This window comes from Streptomyces sp. NPDC002958 (genome assembly GCF_055563255.1).
In genome coordinates, this window is record NZ_JBVHDS010000018.1 from 105,430 (window position 1) to 127,112 (window position 21,683).

17 protein-coding genes and 1 pseudogene are annotated in these 21,683 nt (G+C 71.5%); 4 read left to right on the top strand and 14 right to left on the bottom strand.

Features of this window, described 5'->3' with window-relative positions:
- Positions 1 to 38 precede the first annotated feature (38 nt).
- From ald to ACZ3IC_RS25745, 4 genes are all read right to left on the bottom strand, one after another.
- Complete coding sequence (gene ald, locus ACZ3IC_RS25730) at positions 39 to 1,154, bottom strand: alanine dehydrogenase (RefSeq protein ID WP_467419707.1); 1,116 nt, start codon at positions 1,152 to 1,154, stop codon at positions 39 to 41.
- Between the two features lie 143 nt (positions 1,155 to 1,297).
- A complete protein-coding gene (locus ACZ3IC_RS25735; RefSeq protein WP_467419670.1) occupies positions 1,298 to 3,361 on the bottom strand; it encodes a tetratricopeptide repeat protein in 2,064 nt (687 codons plus the stop codon).
- Between the two features lie 328 nt (positions 3,362 to 3,689).
- Positions 3,690 to 4,316, bottom strand: coding sequence for an NUDIX domain-containing protein (locus tag ACZ3IC_RS25740; protein WP_467419671.1), 627 nt, complete (start codon positions 4,314 to 4,316; stop codon positions 3,690 to 3,692).
- 90 nt (positions 4,317 to 4,406) lie between these two features.
- Positions 4,407 to 6,092: a CTP synthase gene (locus ACZ3IC_RS25745; protein ID WP_467419673.1), complete on the bottom strand. Its 1,686-nt coding sequence runs from the start codon at positions 6,090 to 6,092 to the stop codon at positions 4,407 to 4,409.
- A gap of 452 nt (positions 6,093 to 6,544) precedes the next feature.
- Here ACZ3IC_RS25745 and ACZ3IC_RS25750 point away from each other — a divergent pair, with 452 nt between their 5' ends.
- Positions 6,545 to 8,347 carry a glycoside hydrolase family 15 protein gene (locus ACZ3IC_RS25750; protein ID WP_467419708.1) on the top strand — a complete coding sequence of 601 codons (1,803 nt, stop codon included), beginning with the start codon at positions 6,545 to 6,547 and terminating at the stop codon, positions 8,345 to 8,347.
- A gap of 55 nt (positions 8,348 to 8,402) precedes the next feature.
- Here the strand turns inward: ACZ3IC_RS25750 and ACZ3IC_RS25755 are convergent, their stop codons facing one another.
- The gene (locus ACZ3IC_RS25755; RefSeq protein WP_467419674.1) at positions 8,403 to 9,296 is read right to left on the bottom strand and encodes a sulfurtransferase; all 894 of its coding nucleotides are present in this window, start codon (positions 9,294 to 9,296) and stop codon (positions 8,403 to 8,405) included.
- Between the two features lie 262 nt (positions 9,297 to 9,558).
- Here ACZ3IC_RS25755 and ACZ3IC_RS25760 point away from each other — a divergent pair, with 262 nt between their 5' ends.
- Positions 9,559 to 11,184: a PucR family transcriptional regulator gene (locus ACZ3IC_RS25760; protein ID WP_467419675.1), complete on the top strand. Its 1,626-nt coding sequence runs from the start codon at positions 9,559 to 9,561 to the stop codon at positions 11,182 to 11,184.
- Positions 11,185 to 11,210: 26 nt separating this feature from the next.
- Here the strand turns inward: ACZ3IC_RS25760 and ACZ3IC_RS25765 are convergent, their stop codons facing one another.
- From ACZ3IC_RS25765 to ACZ3IC_RS25790, 6 genes are all read right to left on the bottom strand, one after another.
- Complete coding sequence (locus tag ACZ3IC_RS25765; RefSeq protein WP_467419677.1) at positions 11,211 to 12,308, bottom strand: glycosyltransferase family 4 protein; 1,098 nt, start codon at positions 12,306 to 12,308, stop codon at positions 11,211 to 11,213.
- A gap of 187 nt (positions 12,309 to 12,495) precedes the next feature.
- Positions 12,496 to 13,260, bottom strand: coding sequence for a hypothetical protein (locus ACZ3IC_RS25770; protein ID WP_467419679.1), 765 nt, complete (start codon positions 13,258 to 13,260; stop codon positions 12,496 to 12,498).
- Positions 13,261 to 13,390: 130 nt separating this feature from the next.
- The gene (gene recN / locus ACZ3IC_RS25775; protein ID WP_467419681.1) at positions 13,391 to 15,136 is read right to left on the bottom strand and encodes a DNA repair protein RecN; all 1,746 of its coding nucleotides are present in this window, start codon (positions 15,134 to 15,136) and stop codon (positions 13,391 to 13,393) included.
- A 107-nt stretch (positions 15,137 to 15,243) separates the two neighbouring features.
- Complete coding sequence (locus tag ACZ3IC_RS25780; protein WP_467419683.1) at positions 15,244 to 16,149, bottom strand: NAD kinase; 906 nt, start codon at positions 16,147 to 16,149, stop codon at positions 15,244 to 15,246.
- Complete coding sequence (locus ACZ3IC_RS25785; RefSeq protein WP_467419685.1) at positions 16,146 to 16,961, bottom strand: TlyA family RNA methyltransferase; 816 nt, start codon at positions 16,959 to 16,961, stop codon at positions 16,146 to 16,148. The genes ACZ3IC_RS25780 and ACZ3IC_RS25785 overlap by 4 nt, the downstream gene beginning before the upstream one ends.
- 7 nt (positions 16,962 to 16,968) lie before the next feature.
- The gene (locus tag ACZ3IC_RS25790; protein WP_467419710.1) at positions 16,969 to 17,319 is read right to left on the bottom strand and encodes a hypothetical protein; all 351 of its coding nucleotides are present in this window, start codon (positions 17,317 to 17,319) and stop codon (positions 16,969 to 16,971) included.
- 43 nt (positions 17,320 to 17,362) lie between these two features.
- Here ACZ3IC_RS25790 and ACZ3IC_RS25795 point away from each other — a divergent pair, with 43 nt between their 5' ends.
- Positions 17,363 to 17,710: an SCP2 sterol-binding domain-containing protein gene (locus ACZ3IC_RS25795; protein ID WP_467419687.1), complete on the top strand. Its 348-nt coding sequence runs from the start codon at positions 17,363 to 17,365 to the stop codon at positions 17,708 to 17,710.
- Positions 17,711 to 17,832: 122 nt separating this feature from the next.
- On the opposite strand, the pseudogene ACZ3IC_RS25800 reads toward ACZ3IC_RS25795, so the two are convergent.
- Both ACZ3IC_RS25800 and ACZ3IC_RS25805 read right to left on the bottom strand, forming a co-directional pair.
- A pseudogene (locus tag ACZ3IC_RS25800) lies at positions 17,833 to 18,228 on the bottom strand (ATP-binding cassette domain-containing protein); the annotation flags it as partial.
- Between the two features lie 17 nt (positions 18,229 to 18,245).
- Positions 18,246 to 19,274: an HAD hydrolase-like protein gene (locus ACZ3IC_RS25805; protein WP_467419688.1), complete on the bottom strand. Its 1,029-nt coding sequence runs from the start codon at positions 19,272 to 19,274 to the stop codon at positions 18,246 to 18,248.
- A gap of 71 nt (positions 19,275 to 19,345) precedes the next feature.
- Between ACZ3IC_RS25805 and ACZ3IC_RS25810 the strand changes: the two genes are divergently transcribed.
- On the top strand, positions 19,346 to 20,626 hold the full coding sequence (locus ACZ3IC_RS25810; protein ID WP_467419690.1) for a DUF1015 family protein: 1,281 nt from the start codon (positions 19,346 to 19,348) through the stop codon (positions 20,624 to 20,626).
- Positions 20,627 to 20,681: 55 nt separating this feature from the next.
- Here ACZ3IC_RS25810 and ACZ3IC_RS25815 read toward each other — a convergent pair whose 3' ends face one another.
- Positions 20,682 to 21,404: a tetratricopeptide repeat protein gene (locus tag ACZ3IC_RS25815; protein ID WP_467419711.1), complete on the bottom strand. Its 723-nt coding sequence runs from the start codon at positions 21,402 to 21,404 to the stop codon at positions 20,682 to 20,684.
- Positions 21,405 to 21,683: the final 279 nt, after the last annotated feature.

Sequence of the window (21,683 nt, forward strand, 5' to 3'; positions counted from 1 at the left end):
GGGAAATGAAGGGGCGCCCTTCAGGCTGCGGAGGACCGTCAGCCGAGAAGCGAGCTCAGCTCGACGTGCTCCAGGCCGTGCGCCTCGGCCACCTCGCGGTAAACAACCTGCCCGTCATGGGTGTTGAGGCCCTTGGCGAGAGCGGCGTCACGGCGCAGCGCCTCGACCCAGCCGCGGTTGGCGAGCTCGACGATGTACGGCAGCGTGGCGTTGGTGAGGGCGTACGTGGAGGTGTTCGGCACCGCGCCCGGCATGTTCGCGACGCAGTAGAAGACCGAGTTGTGGACCATGAAGGTCGGCTCGGCGTGCGTCGTCGGGTGGGAGTCCTCGAAGCAGCCACCCTGATCGATTGCAATGTCGACAAGTACACTTCCGGGCTTCATCTTGGCGACGAGCTCGTTGGTGACCAGCTTCGGGGCCTTCGCACCGGGGACCAGCACGGCGCCGACGACGAGGTCGGCCTCGATGACGGCCTTCTCCAGCTCGAAGGCGTTGGAGACGACGGTCTTGACCTTGGTGCCGAAGACCTTGTCGGCCTCGCGCAGCTTGTTGATGTCCTTGTCGAGCAGCGTGACATGGAAGCCGAGACCGACAGCGATCTGCGTGGCGTTCCAGCCGGAGACACCGCCGCCGATGACGACGGCCTCGCCGGGAGCCGTACCGGGAACGCCGCCCGGCAGCACGCCGCGGCCACCGACCGAGCGCATCAGGTGGTAGGCGCCGACCTGCGGGGCCAGCCGGCCCGCGACCTCGGACATCGGGGCGAGCAGCGGCAGCGCGCGGTTCGCGGTCTCGACGGTCTCGTACGCGATGGCGGTGGTGCCGGATGCCAGCAGCGCGTCCGTGCACTCGCGGGAGGCGGCGAGGTGCAGGTAGGTGAAGAGCGTCTGGTCCTTGCGGAGGCGGTGGTACTCCTCGGCGACCGGCTCCTTGACCTTGAGCAGCAGGTCGGCGGTGGCCCAGACCTCGTCGGCGGTGGGGAGGATCTGCGCCCCGGCGGCGACGTACTCCTCGTCCGTGATGGAGGAGCCGGCACCGGCGTTCTCCTCGACGACGACCTGGTGGCCGTGGCGGACGAGCTCGTGCACACCGGCAGGCGTGATCGCCACGCGGAACTCGTTGTTCTTGACTTCGCGGGGGATGCCGACCTTCACGTCGATCACGGTCCTTGACTCAGAGGGTTACCCGGACATAGCTACACATACCCGGATAGACGATGCGTAAATGGAGACACCGCGAACACACGCGGCAGAGCCAGTCTAATGAAGGGTTTCGTGCTGTCTAGCCTTATAAAGCATTAATTTTCGGTCACTGCACTACGGATTTCGCAGGCTGCACCTTCCTGCCCCATCAACTTGTCGGCCAGGCCCCGGTGCAGCCGGGCCGCGGCCGGGTCGCCGAGCCGTTCGAGCGTGTCGGCCAGGCGCAGCTCCAGCGCCGCCTGCAGCCGTACGTCCCCGGCCCGCCTGGCCCACTGGACGGCCTCCTGGCAGGTGTGCAGCGCCTCGCGCGGACGGCCCGCGTACTCCTGCACCCGCGCCGCCTCGCTCAGCGCCCGCGCCTGGGCCGGCACATCACCGAGCCTGCGGTACCCGGCCGCGGCGGCTCGCCAGTTCCGCAGCGCCTCGCCGTACCGGCCGGCATAGGTGTGTACGGCGCCGAGCCGCCCGTACAGCCGCGCCTCGTCGGCCCGCTCCCCCTGGGTGAGCCGCTGCGCCAACGCCCGGCCGTACCAGTCGGAGGCCCGCTGGAAGTCCCCCAGCTCAACGTAGGCGCCGCCTACGGATTCCATCGCGCGGCCGGTGGCGTACGGGTCCTTCGCGGCCCGTCCGGCGTCCAGCGCGGCCCGGTACCGGGCCAGCGCCTCCCGCGTACGGCCGGTCCTGGCATCGAGGTCGGCGAGGTTGAGCAGCGCGGCGGCCCGCTCGCGCGGCAGCTCGCGCCGCTCGGCGACGGCCAGCACCAGACCGTGCAGTCCGTACAGCTCGGGCGCGGCGGCCTCGGTGCCCTGGTGCACGGCCAGCGCCCGCACCAGAGCGGACACCAACCGCCTTGCCAGAGTGTCGAGTTCACCATCCTCGACGGCGACGGCCGCCGAGGCCAGCAGGGCGGGCCGGTGGATCCGCAACCATTCGGCGGCCGCATCGGGGTTCGGGAAACGGAGCGAGCGCGGCAGCCCGGCGAGCTTGCGGCGGGCCGGGGAACCCTCGGGATCGGTGACCGCCCGGCAGGACTGCAGCAGCCGTACGGTCCGCTCCAGCATCCTGGCCCTGGCGAGCTGGATCTCCGCCGGCCGGTCCGTGGCCTCCAGCAGCGCCCGCAGCAGCGGGGCGAGGCAGCCGGGCACCTCGTAACGCGGTTGATCCGCCCCATTGGTACGCAGCAGCCCCAGGGCCACGAAGTCCTCGAGGGTCGTCCGGGCTGCGGAGACGGAGCAGCCGGCCAGGGCGGAGGCGGTGTGGGCGTCGGCGAGTCCGGCGGGGGCGAGGGCGAGCAACCGCAGTATCCGGGCGGCGGTCGGCGACAGGGAGTCGTGGGCCAGCCGGAAGGCGCGGGCCAGCGGGCGTGCGCCGGTGGACTGCTCCGTGTCGTGAGGCAGCTGGCGCAGTTGCTTGGTGACATCGGCGACCGACGCCGTGGGGTGGGCGGCGAGCCAGCCGCCGACCATCACCAGGGCGGCCGGCAGTCCACCGCACTCCTCGGCGAGGGCCTCGGCGGTCCGCGGGTCGACGGTGATCCTGACCTGCCCGATGAGGCGGGCAAGCAGCCGGACGGCGGAGCCCGAGTCCAGACCGCCGATGGTGCAGGGGCGCACGCCCGGGATACCGGTCAGCGGACCCTCGGAGGTGGCGACGACCAGGCAGTCGGGGTTGTCCGGCAGCAGCGGGTCGACCTGTTCCGCGTCCACCGCGTCGTCGAGGAGCAGCAGGGCGCGACGTTGGGCGAGGGCCTCGCGGACCATCTCGGAGAGTTCGTCCGCGTCCGCGCCGGGCGGCCCCGTCACCCCCAGCTGGTCGAGCAGCTCGCGGGCGGTGCGCTCGGTGGGGACCGGTGCGCCGCCGGAGTCGGTGAGCCGGGCCCGGAGCAGACCGTCGGGGTGGTCACCGGTGGAGAGCAGTCGGCGGGTGAGTTCGCCGGCGAGTGCGGTGCGTCCGGAGCCGGGGCGTCCGGCGATCAGCAGGACCCGGGCGCGGGCGGCCTTGCGACCGGCCAGGGTGTCCAGTCCGGCCCGCTCGATGTCGGCTCGCAGCGCCTTCAACTCGCGGTCGCGGCCGAAGAATTGGGGTGGAGCGGCGCCGGACGGCTCCTCGGTTCCCGCTGCCTTGGCCGGGCCGCTGGTGTCCACCGCCTGATCCGTCACAGGCCACGCTCCACTTCGCTGCACGCGTTGCCCGCCGGGACTCCGGTCAGGGCATTCCGAGCGTAGTTCAGGCGTGTGGACGAATTTCGTGGAGCGTGGCGCAGAGGTCCCCCGATCGGATCAGCATCTATTCCGATCGGGGACGTCGATCGTCCGTCCAGCGGCCTCTGCGAGGACGTGGACCTCCAACGATCCCCACGAAGCCCTCGAACGATCCCCACGAACCACGGACGATCCGCACGAACCTCGGACGATCCCCCACGAACCCCCGGACCTCGAACGGCCCTTACGGAACGAACCACGGACCTCGAACGATCCTTACGAACCGTCAGACATCGAACGGGCGGGCCGGCCACGGCGCCTCGGCCGGACGCAGCGACTCGATTCCGTCACCGGCGAGCACCGTCGCGAGCGAGAGGACGCCCACCACGAGGCAGTTGTTGTGCAGATCCCCGGCGAGCACTCCCCGTACCAGCTCCTGGAGCGGCACCCGGGCCAGCTCCATGTCGGCCTCCTCCTCGGAGACCACGAAGCGCTCCCCGTCGGCCTCGGAGAGATTCCGGGCCAGGAAGATCCGTACGGCCTCGTCGCAGCCGCCCGGTGTGGTGTAGACGTCGGTCAGCACCCGCCAGTCCTCGGCCTTGACGTGCGCCTCTTCGTAGAGCTCGCGCTGGGCCGCGTGCAGCGGGTTCTCACCGGGGACGTCGAGCAGTCCGGCCGGGATCTCCCAGAGCTTGTGGCGCACCGGGTGGCGGTACTGCCGCAGTACGACGACCCGGCCCTCCTCGTCGAGCGCGAGCACGGCTACCGAGCCCGGGTGGACCTGGTAGTCGCGGCGTACGATCGTGCCGTCGGGCATCACCACTTCATCGGTGCGGACGCTGGTCTTGTTGCCCGTGAAGGGCGTCTCGGTCGCGGTGACCTGCCATTCCTCGGGCGTGTCCTGGAAACCCATCTACGTCCTCCCACAGAAAAACCGAAACCGGGGCACGCACCCTCAGTGGATCCGTACCCCGGTCAACGTTAATGCCTGCGTACCGCCGGACTACTTGCCCGGCGTGGTGCCCTGCTTGCCGGCGGCCTTGACGCCCGTCTTGCGCTCGACGGCCGCCTTGACCAGGCCCGCGAAGAGCGGGTGCGGGCGGGTCGGGCGGGAGCGCAGCTCCGGGTGCGCCTGGGTGGCGACCAGGTAGGGGTGGATCTCACGCGGGTACTCGACGTACTCGACGAGTTTGTTGTCCGGGGAGGTCCCGGAGAAGACCAGACCGGCCTTCTTCTCCAGCTCGGCGCGGTAGGCGTTGTTGACCTCGTAGCGGTGGCGGTGACGCTCCTCCACGTACGGCTGGTCGTCGTACGCCTCACGGACCAGCGAGCCCTCGGCGAGCTTCGCCGGGTACAGGCCGAGCCGCATGGTGCCGCCCAGGTCGCCCGCGCCCTCGACGTATGCCAGCTGCTCCTCCATGGTCGAGATGACGGGGTGCGAGGTGGCGGCGTCGAACTCGGTGGAGTTGGCGTCGGGGATCTCGGCCAGGTTGCGCGCCGCCTCGATCACAATGCACTGCAGGCCGAGGCAGAGGCCGAGCAGCGGCACCTTGTTCTCACGGGCGTACCGGATGGCGCCGATCTTGCCGTTGACACCGCGGTCGCCGAAGCCGCCGGGGACGCAGATCGCGTCGACGTCGGAGAGCTGCTTGGCGGCACCGGCCGGGGTCTTGCAGTCGTCGGAGGCGACCCACTTGACCTTGACCCGGGCCTTGTTCGCGAAGCCGCCGGCCCGGATGGCCTCGGTGACCGAGAGATAGGCGTCGGGCAGGTCGATGTACTTGCCGACGAGCGCGACGGCGACCTCGTGGTCGGGGTTGTGGACGCGGTCCAGCAGGTCGTCCCACGTGGTCCAGTCGACGTCGCGGAACGGCAGATCGAGCTTGCGCACCACGTAGGCGTCCAGGCCCTCGGTGTGCAGCACCTTCGGGATGTCGTAGATCGACTTGGCGTCCACGCAGGCCACCACGGCGGCCTCGTCCACGTCGCACATCAGCGAGATCTTGCGCTTGATGGCGGTCGGTACGTCACGGTCGGCGCGCAGCACGATGGCGTCGGGCTGGATACCGATGTTGCGCAGCGCTGCGACGGAGTGCTGGGTCGGCTTGGTCTTGAGCTCGCCGGACGGGCCGATGTAGGGCAGCAGCGAGATGTGCACGACGAAGACGTTGTCCCGGCCGACCTCGTGGCGGACCTGGCGGACGGTCTCCAGGAACGGCAGCGACTCGATGTCACCGACCGTGCCGCCGACCTCGGTGATGACGACATCGACGTCGTCGGTGGCCATGCGGCGGATGCGGTGCTTGATCTCGTTGGTGATGTGCGGGATGACCTGCACGGTGTCACCGAGGTACTCGCCGCGCCGCTCCTTGGCGATCACCTGCGAGTAGACCTGGCCGGTGGTGACGTTGGCGGAGCCGTCGAGGTCGACGTCGAGGAAACGCTCGTAGTGGCCGATGTCCAGGTCGGTCTCGGCGCCGTCGTTGGTGACGAACACCTCACCGTGCTGGAAGGGGTTCATCGTGCCCGGGTCGACGTTCAGATACGGGTCGAGCTTCTGCATGGTGACCCGAAGGCCGCGCGCCTTGAGCAGGGCACCGAGGCTGGAAGCAGTCAGACCCTTGCCGAGGGAAGAGGCGACACCCCCGGTGACGAAGATGTGCTTGGTCGTCGTGGATGTGGGCTGCATAGCCAAAGGGGGCTCCCGTGGTCGCGATCGTGAGGTGCGTACCGGCGTTGCCGTCCGGAGATTCCGGAGGTGCCGTCGCTGCGGTTCGGGGGCCTCGTCTGCTGTTGCGGACGACCACCGGTCCACGGGCTACCAGGGTATCAGCGACAAAGGGGGGCCTGCTTCCGGCCACGCCCCCGGACGCTCACCGCACGTGAACACCGCAAGCCCCGCACGCTCACCGCACGCTCATTGCACGCGAACACCGCAAGCCCCGCGCGCCCACCCGTTCGGCTGAGAGGCTTTGCTGAGACGGTCGCGCAGATCATCCCGGTGCGTCGTATCCTGCTCGGACCACTCGCTCCGGGCGAGGTACCGAGCTCGTAGGTTCCCCCACAACGCCCCCTTGCGACGACCTCTTTACCCGCAGTAATGCCCTACGGGGCGACATGGCCGTTCGACTGGAGATGCACGTGGCCGGGCGCATCGAGGATTACGCACTCATCGGAGACATGCAGACCGCCGCCCTGGTCTGCCGGGACGGCACAGTCGACTGGCTGTGCCTTCCCCGCTTCGATTCGCACGCCGTTTTCGCGGGACTGCTGGGTACCGAGGAGCACGGCTTCTGGCGCCTGGGACCGGCGCGCGATGACGGGGCGGAGCCGCCGTCCGCGGACCGCCGCCGCTACCGCGGGGACTCCCTCATCCTGGAATCGGAGTGGGACACACCGCGCGGAACGGTCAGAGTGACCGATTTCATGCCACCGCGTGACGGTGCACCGCAGGTGATCCGGATCGTGGAGGGGATCAGCGGCCGGGTGCCGATGCGCTCCGAGCTGCGTATGCGGTTCAGCTACGGGCGGGTGACGCCGTGGGTGCACAAGGTCGACGGCCGTACGGTCGCCGTCGCCGGCCCGGACTCCGTCTGGCTGGACACCCCCGCCGACACCTTCGGCGAGAACCTGACGACGTACTCCGACTTCACGGTCGCGCCGGGTGACCGGATCGCGTTCACGATCAGCTGGCAGCCCTCGCACCACGAGCCGCCCGGTCTGCCGGACCCGGAGGGTTCGCTGGACGCGACGGCGGACTTCTGGCGTGAATGGGTCGAGCAGTGCACGTACCACGGGCCCTACCGCGAGGCCGTGGTCCGCTCCCTGATCACCCTCAAGGCCCTGACGTACGCGCCGACCGGCGGCATCGTCGCCGCACCGACCACCTCCCTGCCCGAGGACATCGGCGGCTCCCGGAACTGGGACTACCGCTACACCTGGCTGCGCGACGCCGCGATCACCCTCTCCTCGCTGCTGCGCACCGGCTACCGCGAGGAGGCCCGCGCCTGGCGCGAGTGGCTGCTGCGGGCGGTCGCCGGCGACCCGGAGAACCTGCAGATCATGTACGGCATCGCGGGCGAGCGCGAGCTGGGCGAGGCCGAACTGGACTGGCTGCCCGGTTACGAGAACTCCAGCCCGGTCCGGGTCGGCAACGGCGCCGCGGGCCAGCTCCAGCTGGATGTGTACGGCGAGGTCACCGAGGCACTTCACCTCGCCCACATGACGGGCCTGACCCGCAACGACTACGCCACCGGCCTCCAGCTCAAGCTGATCGAGTACCTGGAGAAGCACTGGGACGAGCCGGACGAGGGCATCTGGGAGGTGCGCGGCCCGCGCCGCCACTTCGTCCACTCCAAGGTGATGGCCTGGGTCGCCGTCGACCGCACCATCAAGCTGATCGAGTCCGGGGACGCGGAAGGGCCGCTGGAGCGGCTGCGCGGACTGCGCGACGAAATCCACCGCGTTGTCTGCGACCGGGGCTACGACAAGGAACGCAACACCTTCACGCAGTCCTACGGATCGAAGGAGCTGGACGCCTCCCTCCTGCTGATCCCGCAGATGGGCTTCCTGCCACCGGACGACAAGCGCGTGATCGGCACGATCGAGGCGATCCAGCGTGAGCTGTCCACGGAGGACGGCTTCGTGCTGCGCTACCCCACCAGGGGCGAGGACGCGGGCGTCGACGGTCTGGAGGGCGACGAGGGAGCGTTCCTGGCCTGCTCGTTCTGGCTGGCGGACGACCTGGCGATGATCGGCCGGGTCGACGAGGCACGCCAGCTCTTCGAGCGGCTGCTGTCCCTGCGCAACGATCTGGGCCTGCTCGCGGAGGAGTGGGACCCACGGCTGCAGCGCCAGGTGGGGAACTTCCCCCAGGCGTTCAGCCATGTGCCGCTGATCGACACGGCACTGCGCCTGACGGCGAGCGGGGCGTACGTCGGCTGACCTCGGGGAAGGGGCGGGCGGCGTATGCCGGGCCCGCCCCCTGCGGCGAGCGGCATCACCGCAGCGGCCCCCTGCTCTCCGCTCCGGTCACGACGGGCAGCCCCGAAGGCAGCCCCCACTCGCTCCAGGACCCGTCGTACACGGCCAGCTCGCGGTACCCCGCCAGCTCGGCCCCCAGCGTCAGCACGCAGGCGGTGACGCCCGAGCCGCAACTGAAGAAGAGCCGCTCCCGCTCCCCGGCGAGGGCGGCGAACGCGGCGCGCAGCTCCTCCACCGGGCGCATCCGGCCGTCGCGCTGGACCTCGCCGAAGGGCAGATTGACCGCCCCCGGCATATGGCCGGCGCGCAGCCCCGGTCGTGGCTCGGCGACCGCGCCGGAAAACCGCTCCCTGGAGCGGGCGTCGAAGACGGCAGCGGTGGGGTCGGCCAGGGCCGCAACCACCTCGTCGCTGCCGACGACCAGCCCCGCGCGCGGCCGAGCCGTGAAGTCGCCGCGCGCCACGGCGGGCGCGGGCCCGGCGTTCTCCAGCGGCAGTCCGGCATCGGTCCAGGCGGGCAGGCCACCGTCGAGCACCGCGGCCCGGTCGAAGCCCATCGCTCGCAGCATCCACCAGGCACGCGCACTGGAGTAGATACCCGCAGCGTCGTAGACGACGACGGTGTCGGTGTCGTCGATGCCGAGGGAGCGCAGCTCCTCGGTGAACCGGTCGGCGTCGGGCAGCGTGTGGGGCAGTGGTCCGGAGTGGTCGGAAAGCGCCCCGTCGATGTCGAAGGGCCGCGCTCCCGGAATCCGCTGCCCGGAGCCCCGGTGCGCGCCCACCGAGGCATCGAGGACCACCGGCCCGCCCTCGCCGAGCCGCGCCGCGAGCCAGTCGGCCCCGACCAGCGGGCCGGGAAGGGGGCCCGCAAGGCCTTCCCGGCCTGAGTACGCCGATATGTAGTCGCCCACGTCTGCTCCAGGTCCAGGTCCGGGTATGAGGGCCGCTCGGCCCGAACCGCGCGGCGGTCACAAGGTCGCAGCGGCCCTCGACCCGTGTCAACAGCGGTTTCATGCCCCGGGCATGCCGAAAGCGGCTGATCAATACCGCTGCCCCCGGACGGCGGACTCCCCCGACGGCTCCCCGACGACGCCTCCGGCGCCTGGGGCCGGTACCTTCCTGAATCAGGGCGACTGCCCGTTCGACCCGAGTGGAAACGCGAGGCCGGAGCCAGTGGAGACCCAAGGCGGAATCACCGTGCAGCGCGCCCTTGAGCTGCCGGGGCTGCGCAGCGGGCTCCCGGAGGTGGTGGCCGGCGCGGACCGGCTGAACCGTACGGTGCGCTGGGTGCACGCGGGCGAGGTCCCGAACATCGCTTCGCTGCTCAAGGGCGGCGAGCTGCTGCTCACCACCGGTCTGGGGCTCGGCACCCGCCCCGCCGAGCAGCGCGCCTTCGTCCGCAGGCTCGCCGACCGCCAGATCGCCGCCCTGGTGGTGGAGCTCGGGCCGCGCTTCAGCAGGCTGCCCGCATCGATCGTGGACGCCGCACGCACCGCCGGTCTGCCGCTCGTGCAGCTGCACCGCGAGGTGCCGTTCGTGACGGTGACCGAGGAGATCCACACCGAAATCGTCAACGGCCACTACGCGCTGCTGCGGCAGGCCGAGGACGTGCACCGGCGGTGTACGGAGGCGCTGCTCGGTGGCGGTGGGGTGCCCCAGGTGCTGGGCATCCTGGCGGATTTCACGGCCAACCCGGTCTTCCTGGAGACGGCGGGCGGCCAGCTGCTGTACGCGGCGGGCCCCGGTTCCGGCCCGGTGTCCGCCGATCCGCTCCAGGTGTGGGACGGAATGCGCGGCGACCGGGCGGCCCGTGAGACACCGCCCACCGGTTCGGTGCTGGTGGATGTGCCGGGCGGCGGCCCCGGAACCGGTTCGGTACGGGCCAGGCTGGTGCTGCTGGCCGTGGTCGGCCCGCTGGTGACGGTGCACCGGATGGCGGCGGAACGGGCGGCCGGCATCCTTGCCGTCGTGCTGATGCAGGCCCGCCAGGAGGAGGAGCTCGCCGCGCGCGGCCGGGGCGACTTCCTGACCGATCTCGCGGAGGGCCGGATCGCGCCGGAGGACGCGCCTGCGCAGGCCCGCGTACTGGGCTTCAAGCCGGGTGAGATGCCGCTGCTGCCGGTGGTGATGCGGCTGGCCCCCGAGCTGGCCGCGTCAGGGAACTGGGCACTGCTGGCGCGGGCGGTGCTGGAGGAGCTCTCGTCGGTGGGGGTGCCGGTGCTGCTCGGTGTGAGGCCCGTGGAGGGCCGGGTTCCGGTGCTGTTGGGGCTGCGGTCCGAGACGGAGCGCACGGCGGTCGCGGACCGGGTCGCGGCGGCGCTGCGGGCCGGTGTGGAGCGGGCCGGTCTGGAGCGTACGGGATCGCATCCGCCGGTCGTGGTGGTGGGCGTGGCCGGCGGCTGGGCGACGGCCGGTGCGGGGCTGCGGCACGCCGCGGAGACCGCGACAGCCGCGCACGGCCTCGGCGACCGGCCCTGGTACGACGCCCGGCGCCTGGACATCGATCTGCTGCTGTGGCGGCTGCGGGACCATCCGGATCTGGCGGCGTTCGTGGACCGGGCGATCGGTCCTCTGCGCGAACACGACCGCACCTCGCGCCCTCCACTGCTGCCGACGCTGGAGACGTATCTGGCCCATGCCGGCCGCAAGGCGGAGACGGCACGCGAACTGCATCTGAACCGTCAGACGCTGTACAACCGGCTGGCCCGCATCGGCGAACTGCTCGGCACCGACCTGGACGACCCCCAGGCGGTCCTGGCCCTGAGCCTGGCGCTTCGCGCCCGCCGCCACACGCCGTAGCTCGGGCTCGTCCGACGAGCAGCCGCTCACCGGGTCCGCGCCACCACCAACGGATGCGTCAACTCGTCGTAGATGCTGAGCACTTGAGCGATCGTGTCGTCCTCCGTCGGCCAACTCGCGGCCTGCGCGAGCCCTGCGGCCGCCAGCTGCTCGCGCCGTGCCGGATCACCGAGCAATCTGACCACCGCCCGTGCGAGCGCCTCCGCGTTTCCGTACGGTACGAGCTCCGCCCCCTCCCCCACGAGTTCGGGAACCCCTCCGACCGCGGTGGCGACCAGCGGAACGCCGAGCCGCAGCGCCTCCTGGGCCGGCACCGAGCGTTCCTCCCACCGGCTGGACAGCACGGCCAGATCGGCGACGGCAAGAAGTTCGGCAATGTCGTCACGGCTGCCGATGAGCCGGACGGGCAGGTCCTCGTTCCTGATCCGGCGCTGCAGAGCGGCCCGTTCACGCCCCTCCCCCACGATGATCAGCAGTGGCACGGGGTCGAGTTCGCGCCACACCCGTGCGGCGTCGAGCAGCATGTCGTACCCGTGATGCGGTACGAGACTCCCGTACGAGATGATCAACGGCCTTTCCACCACACCGAGTTCGGCCCGTTTTTTGCCTTTGTGGACACCGACGGGCAAGCGCGGCGCGGGGGCGGCGACCGGCGAGAGCCGGGCATCGCGCGCTCCTCGGTGCCGCGCCCGGTCGACCAGGTCCGATGTCGTACCGAGCACAACTGCCGCCGCGCGGGCGGCCCTTCGCTCCATCAGATGAAGCAGCCGACTGCGGGCGCCTTCGGCGTGGGCGCGGGCGTGCCAGGTGACGACCAGCGGGGTACGCCGGCCGCCGAGCGCGAGGGCGGCGCGCACGGCGGCGTGCAGACCGTGCGCGTGGACCACGTCCGCCGTCAGGCAGGCGGTACGCAGGGCGGCGACGGCCACGGGATCACTGCGCCGCGGTACGGGGGCGAACCGGGCCCCCGCACCGGAGAAGTCGTAGGCGTGGTCCAGTTCGGCCGGGGCGCAGACGGTGACGTGCACGCCTCTCGCCACCAGCCCCGCGGTCAGCGAGCTGACGTGGGCACTGCTGCTCGCGCTGCCGCCGCCCAGGACTTGGACCGTACGCAGCTGTGACACGTTTAATGGCTCCCGGGGCTCCCGAGTCGGCGGTAATGGCATCGCCAAGGATGCCAGTCCGTACGCACGTTCCGGCACAGTCCAGCCACTGTCCCGCTGCATACAACAGCAACCGGCCGCGGCGTACCACTCGCACGGGTGAAAAGTTGGCGCGATGTTGCCGCGACCGTGTGCCCGGCTTCCCCTATCAGCGGTCCGACAGCAGCTGGGCGAGCCGGCTGACCCGGTCCCCATACACCGTCGCCGCGACAAGCCCCGCCGCATGGGCGACGAGCCCCACCCGGCCCCGGCCCGCGACGATGGCGACACCGAGTGCGGCGCCCAGGGCATGGGCCCCGGTGTCCCCGATCATGGTGCGCTCCCCCAGGTCGTCTGCGACGAGGGCTGCCACGGCCCCCATCGGCGCGGCGGCGAGTGCGCCCCCCGGCAGGCCGGGGGCCCCGAGGGCGAGCACGGTGACGGCGGCCGCTGCGGGCCGTACGTCCGTCAGATTGACGAGGTGCGCGGTCGCGGCGATCACGATCCCGGCGAGGACCCGGTCCACGGGCCGCTCCTTGAGCAGCGCACCGGCCGTGAGCCCGGCGGCCCCGATCCCGAAGAGTTTCACGGCGCCGCTGGTCACCACGCCGTCCCGCAGCGCATCCAGATGGGCACGGAACCCGCGGCGCGGATCGTCCGCACCGACGAGGTCGTCGTACGCGCCGCAGCCACCGGCCGCGAGTACGGCGAGCGCGGCGGCGTACCGGGTACGGGCCGGCAGCGGGAGCACGGCGGTTCCGGCAGCGACGCCGAGGGCGACGGCCGGGCCCGCGTACAGATCGACGGTACGGCCCGCGTAGTTGGTGCGCTGCCAGCGCTTGCGCGGCCGGGCCCGCAGCGCCCGGTACACACCCCCCGCGACGGTGGCGGCGACGGCACCGGACACTGCGGCCCTGCTGAACGTTGCTCCCATACGGGCCAGGTTACGCACCGGCCCGGCGCGACTGTCCGGCGGTCGTTCAGTCCACAGACTGCCGGACGGACCCGAAGGACAGGCCCGCCCGGCAATCGAGCACAAACGCCCGCCCGGCAGCCGCGAAGCCCTAACCGCGCGTCCGCGCCGCGGCCAGCAGCTCCTCGGCATGGGCCCGTGCCGTCTGCGAGTCCTCCTGGCCCGCGAGCATCCGGGACAGCTCCCGTACCCGGTCCTCGCCCTCAAGGACCGTGACCCCGCTGCTGGTGACCGACCCGTCGACCGTCTTCTCGACCAGCAGCTGCCGGTCGGCGAAGGCCGCCACCTGCGGCAGGTGCGTGACGACGACGACCTGTGCGGACCTGGCGAGCTTCGCGAGCCGCCGCCCGACCTCGACGGCCGCCTTGCCGCCGACGCCCGCGTCGACCTCGTCGAAAAGGTACGTGGGTACGGGATCGGAGCCGGCGAAGACCACCTCGACGGCAAGCATCACCCGGGACAGCTCGCCGCCCGACGCGCCCTTGGCGATCGGTCGCGGCTGGGCGCCGGGGTGCGGGGCCAGCAGAAGCTCGACCTCGTCGGCGCCGGACGGCCCGTAGACCACGCTCCGCCCGCCGATCTCGATGCCGGACGCCTCGTCGGCCGCCTCGGCCTGCCGGATGTCGAAGGAGACCCGGGCGTGCGGCATGGCGAGGGATGCCAACTCCGCGGTCACCGCTTCGGCGAAGCGCTCCGCCGCCCCCGTACGCGCATCGGTCAACGTCTGTCCGAGGCTGGAGAGTTCGGACCGCAGCGCGTCCCGCTCCGCCGTGAGCTCGCCGATGCGGTCGTCGTCGCCCTCCAGCTCGGTGAGGCGGGCGGCCCCTTCCTCGGCCCAGGCGAGTACGGCGGTGATGTCCTCTCCGTACTTGCGGGTGAGTCCGGTGAGTACGGCGCGCCGCTCCTCCACCGCGGCGAGCCGCAGCGGATCGGCGTCCAGCTGGTCGGCGTACCCGGCCAGTTCGCCCGCCACATCGGCGAGCAGGATCGAGATCTCGCCGATCCGGTCGGCGAGCGCGGCAAGCGCCGGATCGTGGGCGCGTACGGCGTCCAGCGACCGTCCGGCGGACGCGACCACGGTCGTCGCGTCGACGCCCTCCGGGTCCTCCGGGTTGCCCGCGAGCGCCGTGTGCGCGAGGGCCGCCGCGGAGGCGAGCGCTTCGGCATGGCCGAGGCGCTCGGCCTGGGCGGCCAAGTCGCCGTCCTCGCCCGGCAGTGGTTCGACCGCGGCGATCTCGCCCAGCCCGAAGCGCAGCAGATCCGCTTCCTGGGCGCGTTCGCGGGCGCGTGTCGTCAGCTCGTCGAGCTCCGTGACGACGGCCCGCAGCCGTCGGTAGGCCGCCGCGTACTCCGCGTGCGGCACGGCGACATCGTCGCCCGCGTACCGGTCGAGGGCCTGCCGCTGCCGCGCCGGCTTGAGCAGTCCCTGCTGGTCGGTCTGGCCGTGTACGGCGACGAGTTCGTCGGCGAGTTCGGCGAGCACCCCCACCGGCACGGATCTGCCGCCGAGATGCGCCCGGGAACGCCCCTCCGCGGAAACGGTACGGCTGATCAGCAGCGCGCCGTCGTCGAATTCGGCCCCGGCCTCCTCGGCCCGCAGGGCCACGGCATCGCCGTCGGACACCGTGATCCGCCCCTCGACGACCGCGGCCTTGGCCCCGATCCGTACCAGGGCGGGGTCGGCACGTCCGCCGAGCAGCAGCGCCAGACTGGTGACGACCATGGTCTTGCCCGCGCCGGTCTCACCCGTCACCGCGGTGAAACCGGGTGACAGCTCGACCACCGCGTCGTCGATGACTCCGAGCGACCGTATCCGCATCTCCTCCAACACGGACATGACCTTACGAGGTCCGGGCCCCGATGTGCGACGGACCCCGCCCCCCGGTGTTCACTCTCCCGTGTGCTTTTGCAGCATTCGCACCGCCGCCGGGGAATGTCCGCCGGTCAGTGCGGCGCGCCCCGCCACCCCGAGACGGGCAGTGCGAACTTCGCCACCAGCCGGTCCGTGAACGAGGCGTGGTGCAGCCGCGCGAGGCGTACGGGCACCGCGCCGCGCCGCACCTCGACCCGCGCGCCCGCGGGCAGCTCCATGGTCCTGCGCCCGTCGCACCACAGCACCCCGTGCGGGGTGTGCTGCTGGACCTCGACGGCGAGCACCGACGTCGGTGAGGTCACCAGCGGCTTGGCGAACAGCGCGTGGGCGCTGATCGGCACCATCAGCAGCGCCTCGACCTCGGGCCAGACGACGGGACCGCCCGCCGAGAAGGCGTAGGCGGTCGATCCGGTCGGGGTCGCGCAGACGATCCCGTCGCAGCCGAACCCGGTCACCGGCCGGCCGTCGATCTCCAGGACGACCTCCAGCATCCGCTCGGGCGACACCTTCTGCACGGCTGCTTCGTTGAGCGCCCAGTCGGTGTGGACGAGATCCCCGTTGCTGTGCACGAGGACGTCGATCGTCATGCGTTCCTCGACCTGGTACGCCCGGGTGACGACCCGGTCGACCACCTTGTCCAGGTCGTCCCGCTCGGCCTCGGCGAGAAAACCGACCCGGCCGAGATTGACGCCGAGCATCGGCACCCCGGAGGCGCGGGAGAATTCGGCGCCGCGCAGCAGCGTCCCGTCCCCGCCGAGCACGATCAGCAGCTCACAGCCGTCCACGGCCGCGGGCGTGACGTCGGTGACCGTCTCGACGGACGGCGGCAGCGGCAGATCGGCCGCCTCGGTGGCCAGCACCCTTACGCCGAGGCCGCTGCGCAGCAGTCCCTGTACGACCAGCTCGGCGCTACGGATCGCGGCCGGGCGGCCGGTGTGTGCCAAAAGAAAGACAGTTCGTGCCGCATGAGTCGTCAACGAGGCCCCTCCGCCACTGCACGGTCGACATCCGCGGGATCCAGCTCAGGCGCTCCGGCCCGCAGCCACAGAAAGTACTCGACATTTCCCGAGGGCCCCGGCAACGGGCTTGCAGTCACCCCCCGCACTCCGAGGCCCAGCGCCCAGGCCCGGCGCGCCACCTCCCGTACCGCTTCGGCCCGCAGCTCGGGGCTGCGCACCACGCCACCGCTGCCGAGCCGCTCCTTGCCCACCTCGAACTGCGGCTTGACCATGAGGACCAGGTCGGCGTCGGGGGCGGCGCAGCGCGCCAGGGCGGGCAGGACCAGTCCCAGCGGGATGAACGACAGATCGCCGACCACCAGGTCCACCGGCTTCCCGTCGATCGCCTCCGGCGTCAGCTCCCGTACGTTGGTGCGGTCCTTGACGGTGACGCGCTCATCGGACTGGAGCGACCAGGCGAGCTGCCCGTAGCCGACATCGACGGCGACGACATGACCGGCGCCGGCCCGCAGCAGTACGTCGGTGAAGCCGCCGGTCGACGCCCCGGCGTCCAGCGCCCGCCGTCCCTCGACCTTCAGCCCGAGGGGTACGAAAGCGGCGAGGGCGCCGGCGAGCTTGTGCCCGCCGCGCGAGACGTACTCGGGGTCGCTGTCGTCCTTGATCACGACGACGGCGGCGCTGGTCTCGACCTGAGTGGCGGGTTTGGTCGCGGTGTTGCCGCCGACGGTCACCCGCCCTGCGGCGATCAGTTGGCTCGCATGCTCGCGAGAGCGGGCGAGCTTACGGCGTACCAGCTCGGCGTCGAGGCGGCGACGTGCCACTCCTGCCACGTTCGGTTCAGCTCCTGTTGTTGTACGAGGGCATCGGTGCGGGTACCGGTGCGGGTGCGGGCCTGGCGTCCAGCGCGGTCAGCGCGTCGCGCAGCCCACCGTGTACATCCTCGTACACCTCGATGTGTCCGTCCGCCGGGAGGTGGTCCGCATCGGCCAGACGCTCCAGCCGTGCGTCGACCTCGGCGTTGCCGGTGGGGGTGCGCCCGACGTCGAGGGGTTCGGGCGCGGCGGGGACGGCAGGGAGTGCGGCGGCCGGGGCCGGGCCCTCGCCGGACGGACCTTCCCCCCTGTCCCCGGGCGTCGCTCCGGGCGCTGTTCCGGCTGCCGTCCCGGGCCCGGGCATCAAGTCGCTCATGCGGGAAACGCTACCGCGAAGGGCTGCGGTACCGTCGATCACAATGGCGACAATGGCGGAGTGCCGCAGCGCACTCGACGAACTTTCGGGCAACCTCGCGGAGGCCGACGACGACGTGCGCAGCGCGGCCGCCCTCGACCGGTCGCTGAGCTGCCACATCAAGGACCTCGACATCACTTTCACCGGCCGGCTGGCCAATGGCCGGATCCAGGTCCTGGACACGGTCGACGGCCCGCCCAGGGAGAAGGCCGAGATCCGGCTCGCGATGACCGGCGACGACCTGGTGGCCATGGTGAACGGCGAGCTGAACTTCGCCAAGGCGTGGGGGACGGGTCGTGTCCGCCTGGAGGCCGGTTTCCGCGACCTGCTGAGACTCAGATCGCTGCTGTAGCCACGGGGCCGACCCGCTTCCCCGGCCCGTCCTACGGCTGGGAGCAGCCCGCGCGCCCCGCCCGTTCGGTCAGCCCCCGCCGACACCCCGGCGGACTCCTTGCCCTGCACGCCCACCTCGCCACTCCGCGGCTTGCGTGCGGCCGGCACCACCGGCGGCGTCCCGGTCTCCGGATCGTCGATGACCTGGCAGCGCAGCCCGAAGGCCCACTCCACAGCTCCGCGGTGACGACCTCGCCCGGTGCACCCTCGGCGATCACCTCGCCCTCCCGCATCGCGACCACTGACGCAGCAGCCCTTGATGCGGATACCGGCCGCACCCGACGAGGTCGGCGACGGTGATGCCGCCCGGCGCGATAAAGGACCGCGCCAGCAGCCCCAGCATCTTGGCGACCTTCTTCGTCGGCATCCGTGGACCGTCTGCCCGTCCAGGAGCACCCGCCCGCTGTTCGGCTTCAGCATGCGCGAGAGCGCGCGCAACAGGGTGAACTTGCCGCAGGCGTTGGGACCGACGATCAGACGCCGGGAGCCGCCGCCTACAGCCCCAGCCTGGCGACCGCCTTCCCCGCGTCCAGCCCACAGGAACCGTCTCCGGCGTCCGACCACGCCGCCCCGCAGAGCGCCCGCAGCCCGTCGAGTACGTCCCCGTCCCCTTCGATCACCAGGTCGTCACCGCGCACCGACGCCGTCCAGCCGCCGCAGCCGAACCCGTCGTCCGTCCGCGTCACCTCGGGCTGCCCGGTCAGCAGCCCCCGCAGATCCGCGTCCACATAGGTCGGCCGGTGCTTCGGCTCGGCAGCCACCAGCCGCACCGCGTCCGTCACCCCGGTGAGCACCAGCAAGGAATCCACACCGCCGTTGAACGCACCCTCGATGTCCGTGTCCAGCCGGTCCCCGACCACCAGCGGGCGCTCGGCCCCGGTCCGCAGCACCGTCTCCCGGTGCATCGGCGGCAACGGCTTTCCGGCAACCTGCGGCTCGGCCCCGGTCGCGATCCGTACGACCTCGACCGCCGCGCCGTTCCCCGGCGCGATCCCCCGGGCACTCGGAATCGTCAGATCCGTGTTGGACGCGAACCACGGCACCCCCCGCGCAATCGCGTACGCGGCCTCGGCGAACCGCCCCCAGGTCATTTCGGGCCCGCCGTACCCCTGGGCCACCGCGACCGGTTCGTCGTCCGCCGATTCCACCGGCACCAAACCGCGCTCCCGCAGCGCGACGCGCAGCCCCTCACCGCCCACCACCAGCACCCGCGCCTTGGTAGGCAGCTGATCGGCCATCAACCGGGCCACCGCCTGCGCCGAGGTGATCACATCGGCGGGCCCGGCGGGAACCCCGAGTTCGGTCAGGTGCTCGGCCACCGCGGCCGGGGTCCGCAGGGCATTGTTCGTCACATACGCCAGGTGCATCCCGCCGTCCCGCGCCGCTACCAGCGACTCGACGGCGTGGACGATCGCATGACCGCCCGCGTACACCACCCCGTCGAGATCGAGCAGCGCCGTGTCGTACGCCTCGTTCAACGCGGTACTGCTGCCGCTCGGCCTGGTCCTGCTCACCTGACTCATTCTTTGCGCTCCTCACCCCATGCTTCTGTCACGATCATCGCGCATCCCGGCCGCGCACATACCATGCAGAAATGAACACATCAGGTCCGGCCGTCGCGCAGGGACTGCGTCTGACCCCGTTCCGTGGACTGCGATACGTCCCCGAGCGGGTCGGCAGTCTTGCCGCGGTGACCTCACCGCCGTACGACGTCGTCGTACGCCCCGACGGGTTGCACCACCTGGAGTCGGCGGATCCGTACAACATCGTCCGGCTGATCCTGCCGCAGGCCGACACGGCCGCGGCCCGCCACGCGCAGGCCGCCGAGACCCTGAACCGCTGGCTCGCCGAGGGCATACTCGCTCCTGATTCCGAGCCCGCGCTGTACATCTACGAACAATGCAACGCCGAGATTCTGCAACGCGGTGTCGTCGGGGCGCTGGCGCTCTCCGCCCCCGCCGACGGCATCGTGCTTCCGCACGAGGACGTGATGGCCCATGTCGTCGAGGACCGGGCCAACCTGATGCGCACCACGGCCGCCCACCTCGAACCACTGCTGCTCACCTACCGCAGCGACAGCGACGCCTCGGGCGCAACCGCCGTCATCGAGCGGACCCTCGACCGACCGCCGCTGCTCGCCACCACCACCGAGGACGGCTTCAGCCACCGCCTCTGGGCGGTCACCGACCCGGCCGACCGGTCCGAGATCGAGAGCGATCTCGCCCACCACCAGGCCCTGATCGCCGACGGCCACCACCGTTGGGCCACCTATCTCCGGCTCCAGCAGGAACACACCACTCCCGGCCCCTGGGACTTCGGCCTGGTCCTCCTCGTCGACACGGCCCGCTACCCGCTCCGGGTCCGTGCCATCCACCGCCTGCTGCACCGCCTCCCTGTCGCCGACGCACTCGCGGCACTGAACGGCCTGTTCCGCATCCGCGACATTCAGGGCCCGCTTTCCCGGGCCCTGGACACACTCGCCGAGGCGACCGCCGAAGGCAATGCGTTCCTGCTCGCGGGTGACGGCGGCTTCCACCTCATCGACCGCCCCGACGCCGACCTTCTGCACCGCACGATTCCGCCGGGCCGCCCGACCGCCTGGCAGACCCTTGACGCGACGGTGCTGCACTCGTCTCTGCTGGACCACGTCTGGCAGATCCCCGACACCTCGGAACACATCGCGTACATCCACGACACCGCGGCCGCCGTCGAACAGGCCGAGCGTCACAACGCCACGGCGGTCCTGATGCATCCGGTACGCGAGGAAGTCGTCCGGGACCTCGCCCGACAGGGCGTCACCATGCCCCGCAAGTCGACCTCCTTCGGCCCCAAGCCGGCCACCGGCCTGGTTCTGCGGAGCCTCGCCCTCGACTGACCCCCACAACAAAAGAGGGCGGCACCCCTTCCGGAGTGCCGCCCTCTGTCATGCCTTACGCCTCGGACGTACCGTCCTCGTCCTTGCTCTCGTCGTCGCCCTTGTCGTCGTCCGCGGCCGCAACCGGCGGCTGAGCGATGTCGTCCTCGTCCTCGTCCTCACCGAGGGCATCGACGAACTCGACACCATCCAGCTCGGCGAGCCGGTCCGACGCATCGGTGGCGCCGTCCTTGTCGGCCTCCAGCGCCTTTCCGAACCACTCACGCGCCTCGTCCTCGCGCCCCGCCGCCAGCAGCGCGTCCGCGTACGCGTAGCGCAGTCGCGGAGTCCACGGGTGGATGGCGTTCGAGGCGAGCTCGGAGCTCTGCAGTGTGACGATGGCGGCATCGATCTGCCCCATGTCCCTGCGGGCCCCGGCAGCCACCAGGCGCATCTCGACCTGGCCGGCCTTGTCCAGCTTCTGCACCTCGGGCTCGCCGGCCATGGCCATCGCCCGCTCGGGCCGTCCGAGTCCACGCTCGCAGTCGGCCATGACGGGCCACAGTTCCACGGAACCGGTCATCCGCTTGGCCGCCCGGAACTCCGCCAGCGCCTCCGAGTACTTCTGCGTCGCGTACGCGGCGAACCCGGCCGCCTCACGCACCGCAGCGACCCGCGAGGCCAGCCGCAACGCGATCCGCGAGTAGGCGTACGCCTGCTCGGGGTCCTCGTCAATCAGCCGCGCCACCATGACGAGGTTCCTGGCGACATCCTCGGCCAGGGTCTTCGGCAGGCTCATCAGCTCCTGTCGGACATCCTTGTCGATCTCGTCACCGGTGACATCGTCAGGAATCGGAAGCCGCTTGATGGGCTCGCGATCCCGGTCGTCCCGCCGCTCGTACCCACCGCGGTCGTCACGCCCGCGGTAACCGCCCCGGCCGCCACGGTCATCCCGCTGCCCGCGGTAACCCCCGCCACGGTTGTCGTCCCGACGGAACCCACCACCGGAACCACCGCGGCTGTCGTCACGCCGGTACCCGCCACCACGGCTGTCGTCATCACGACGCGGCCCACGCGG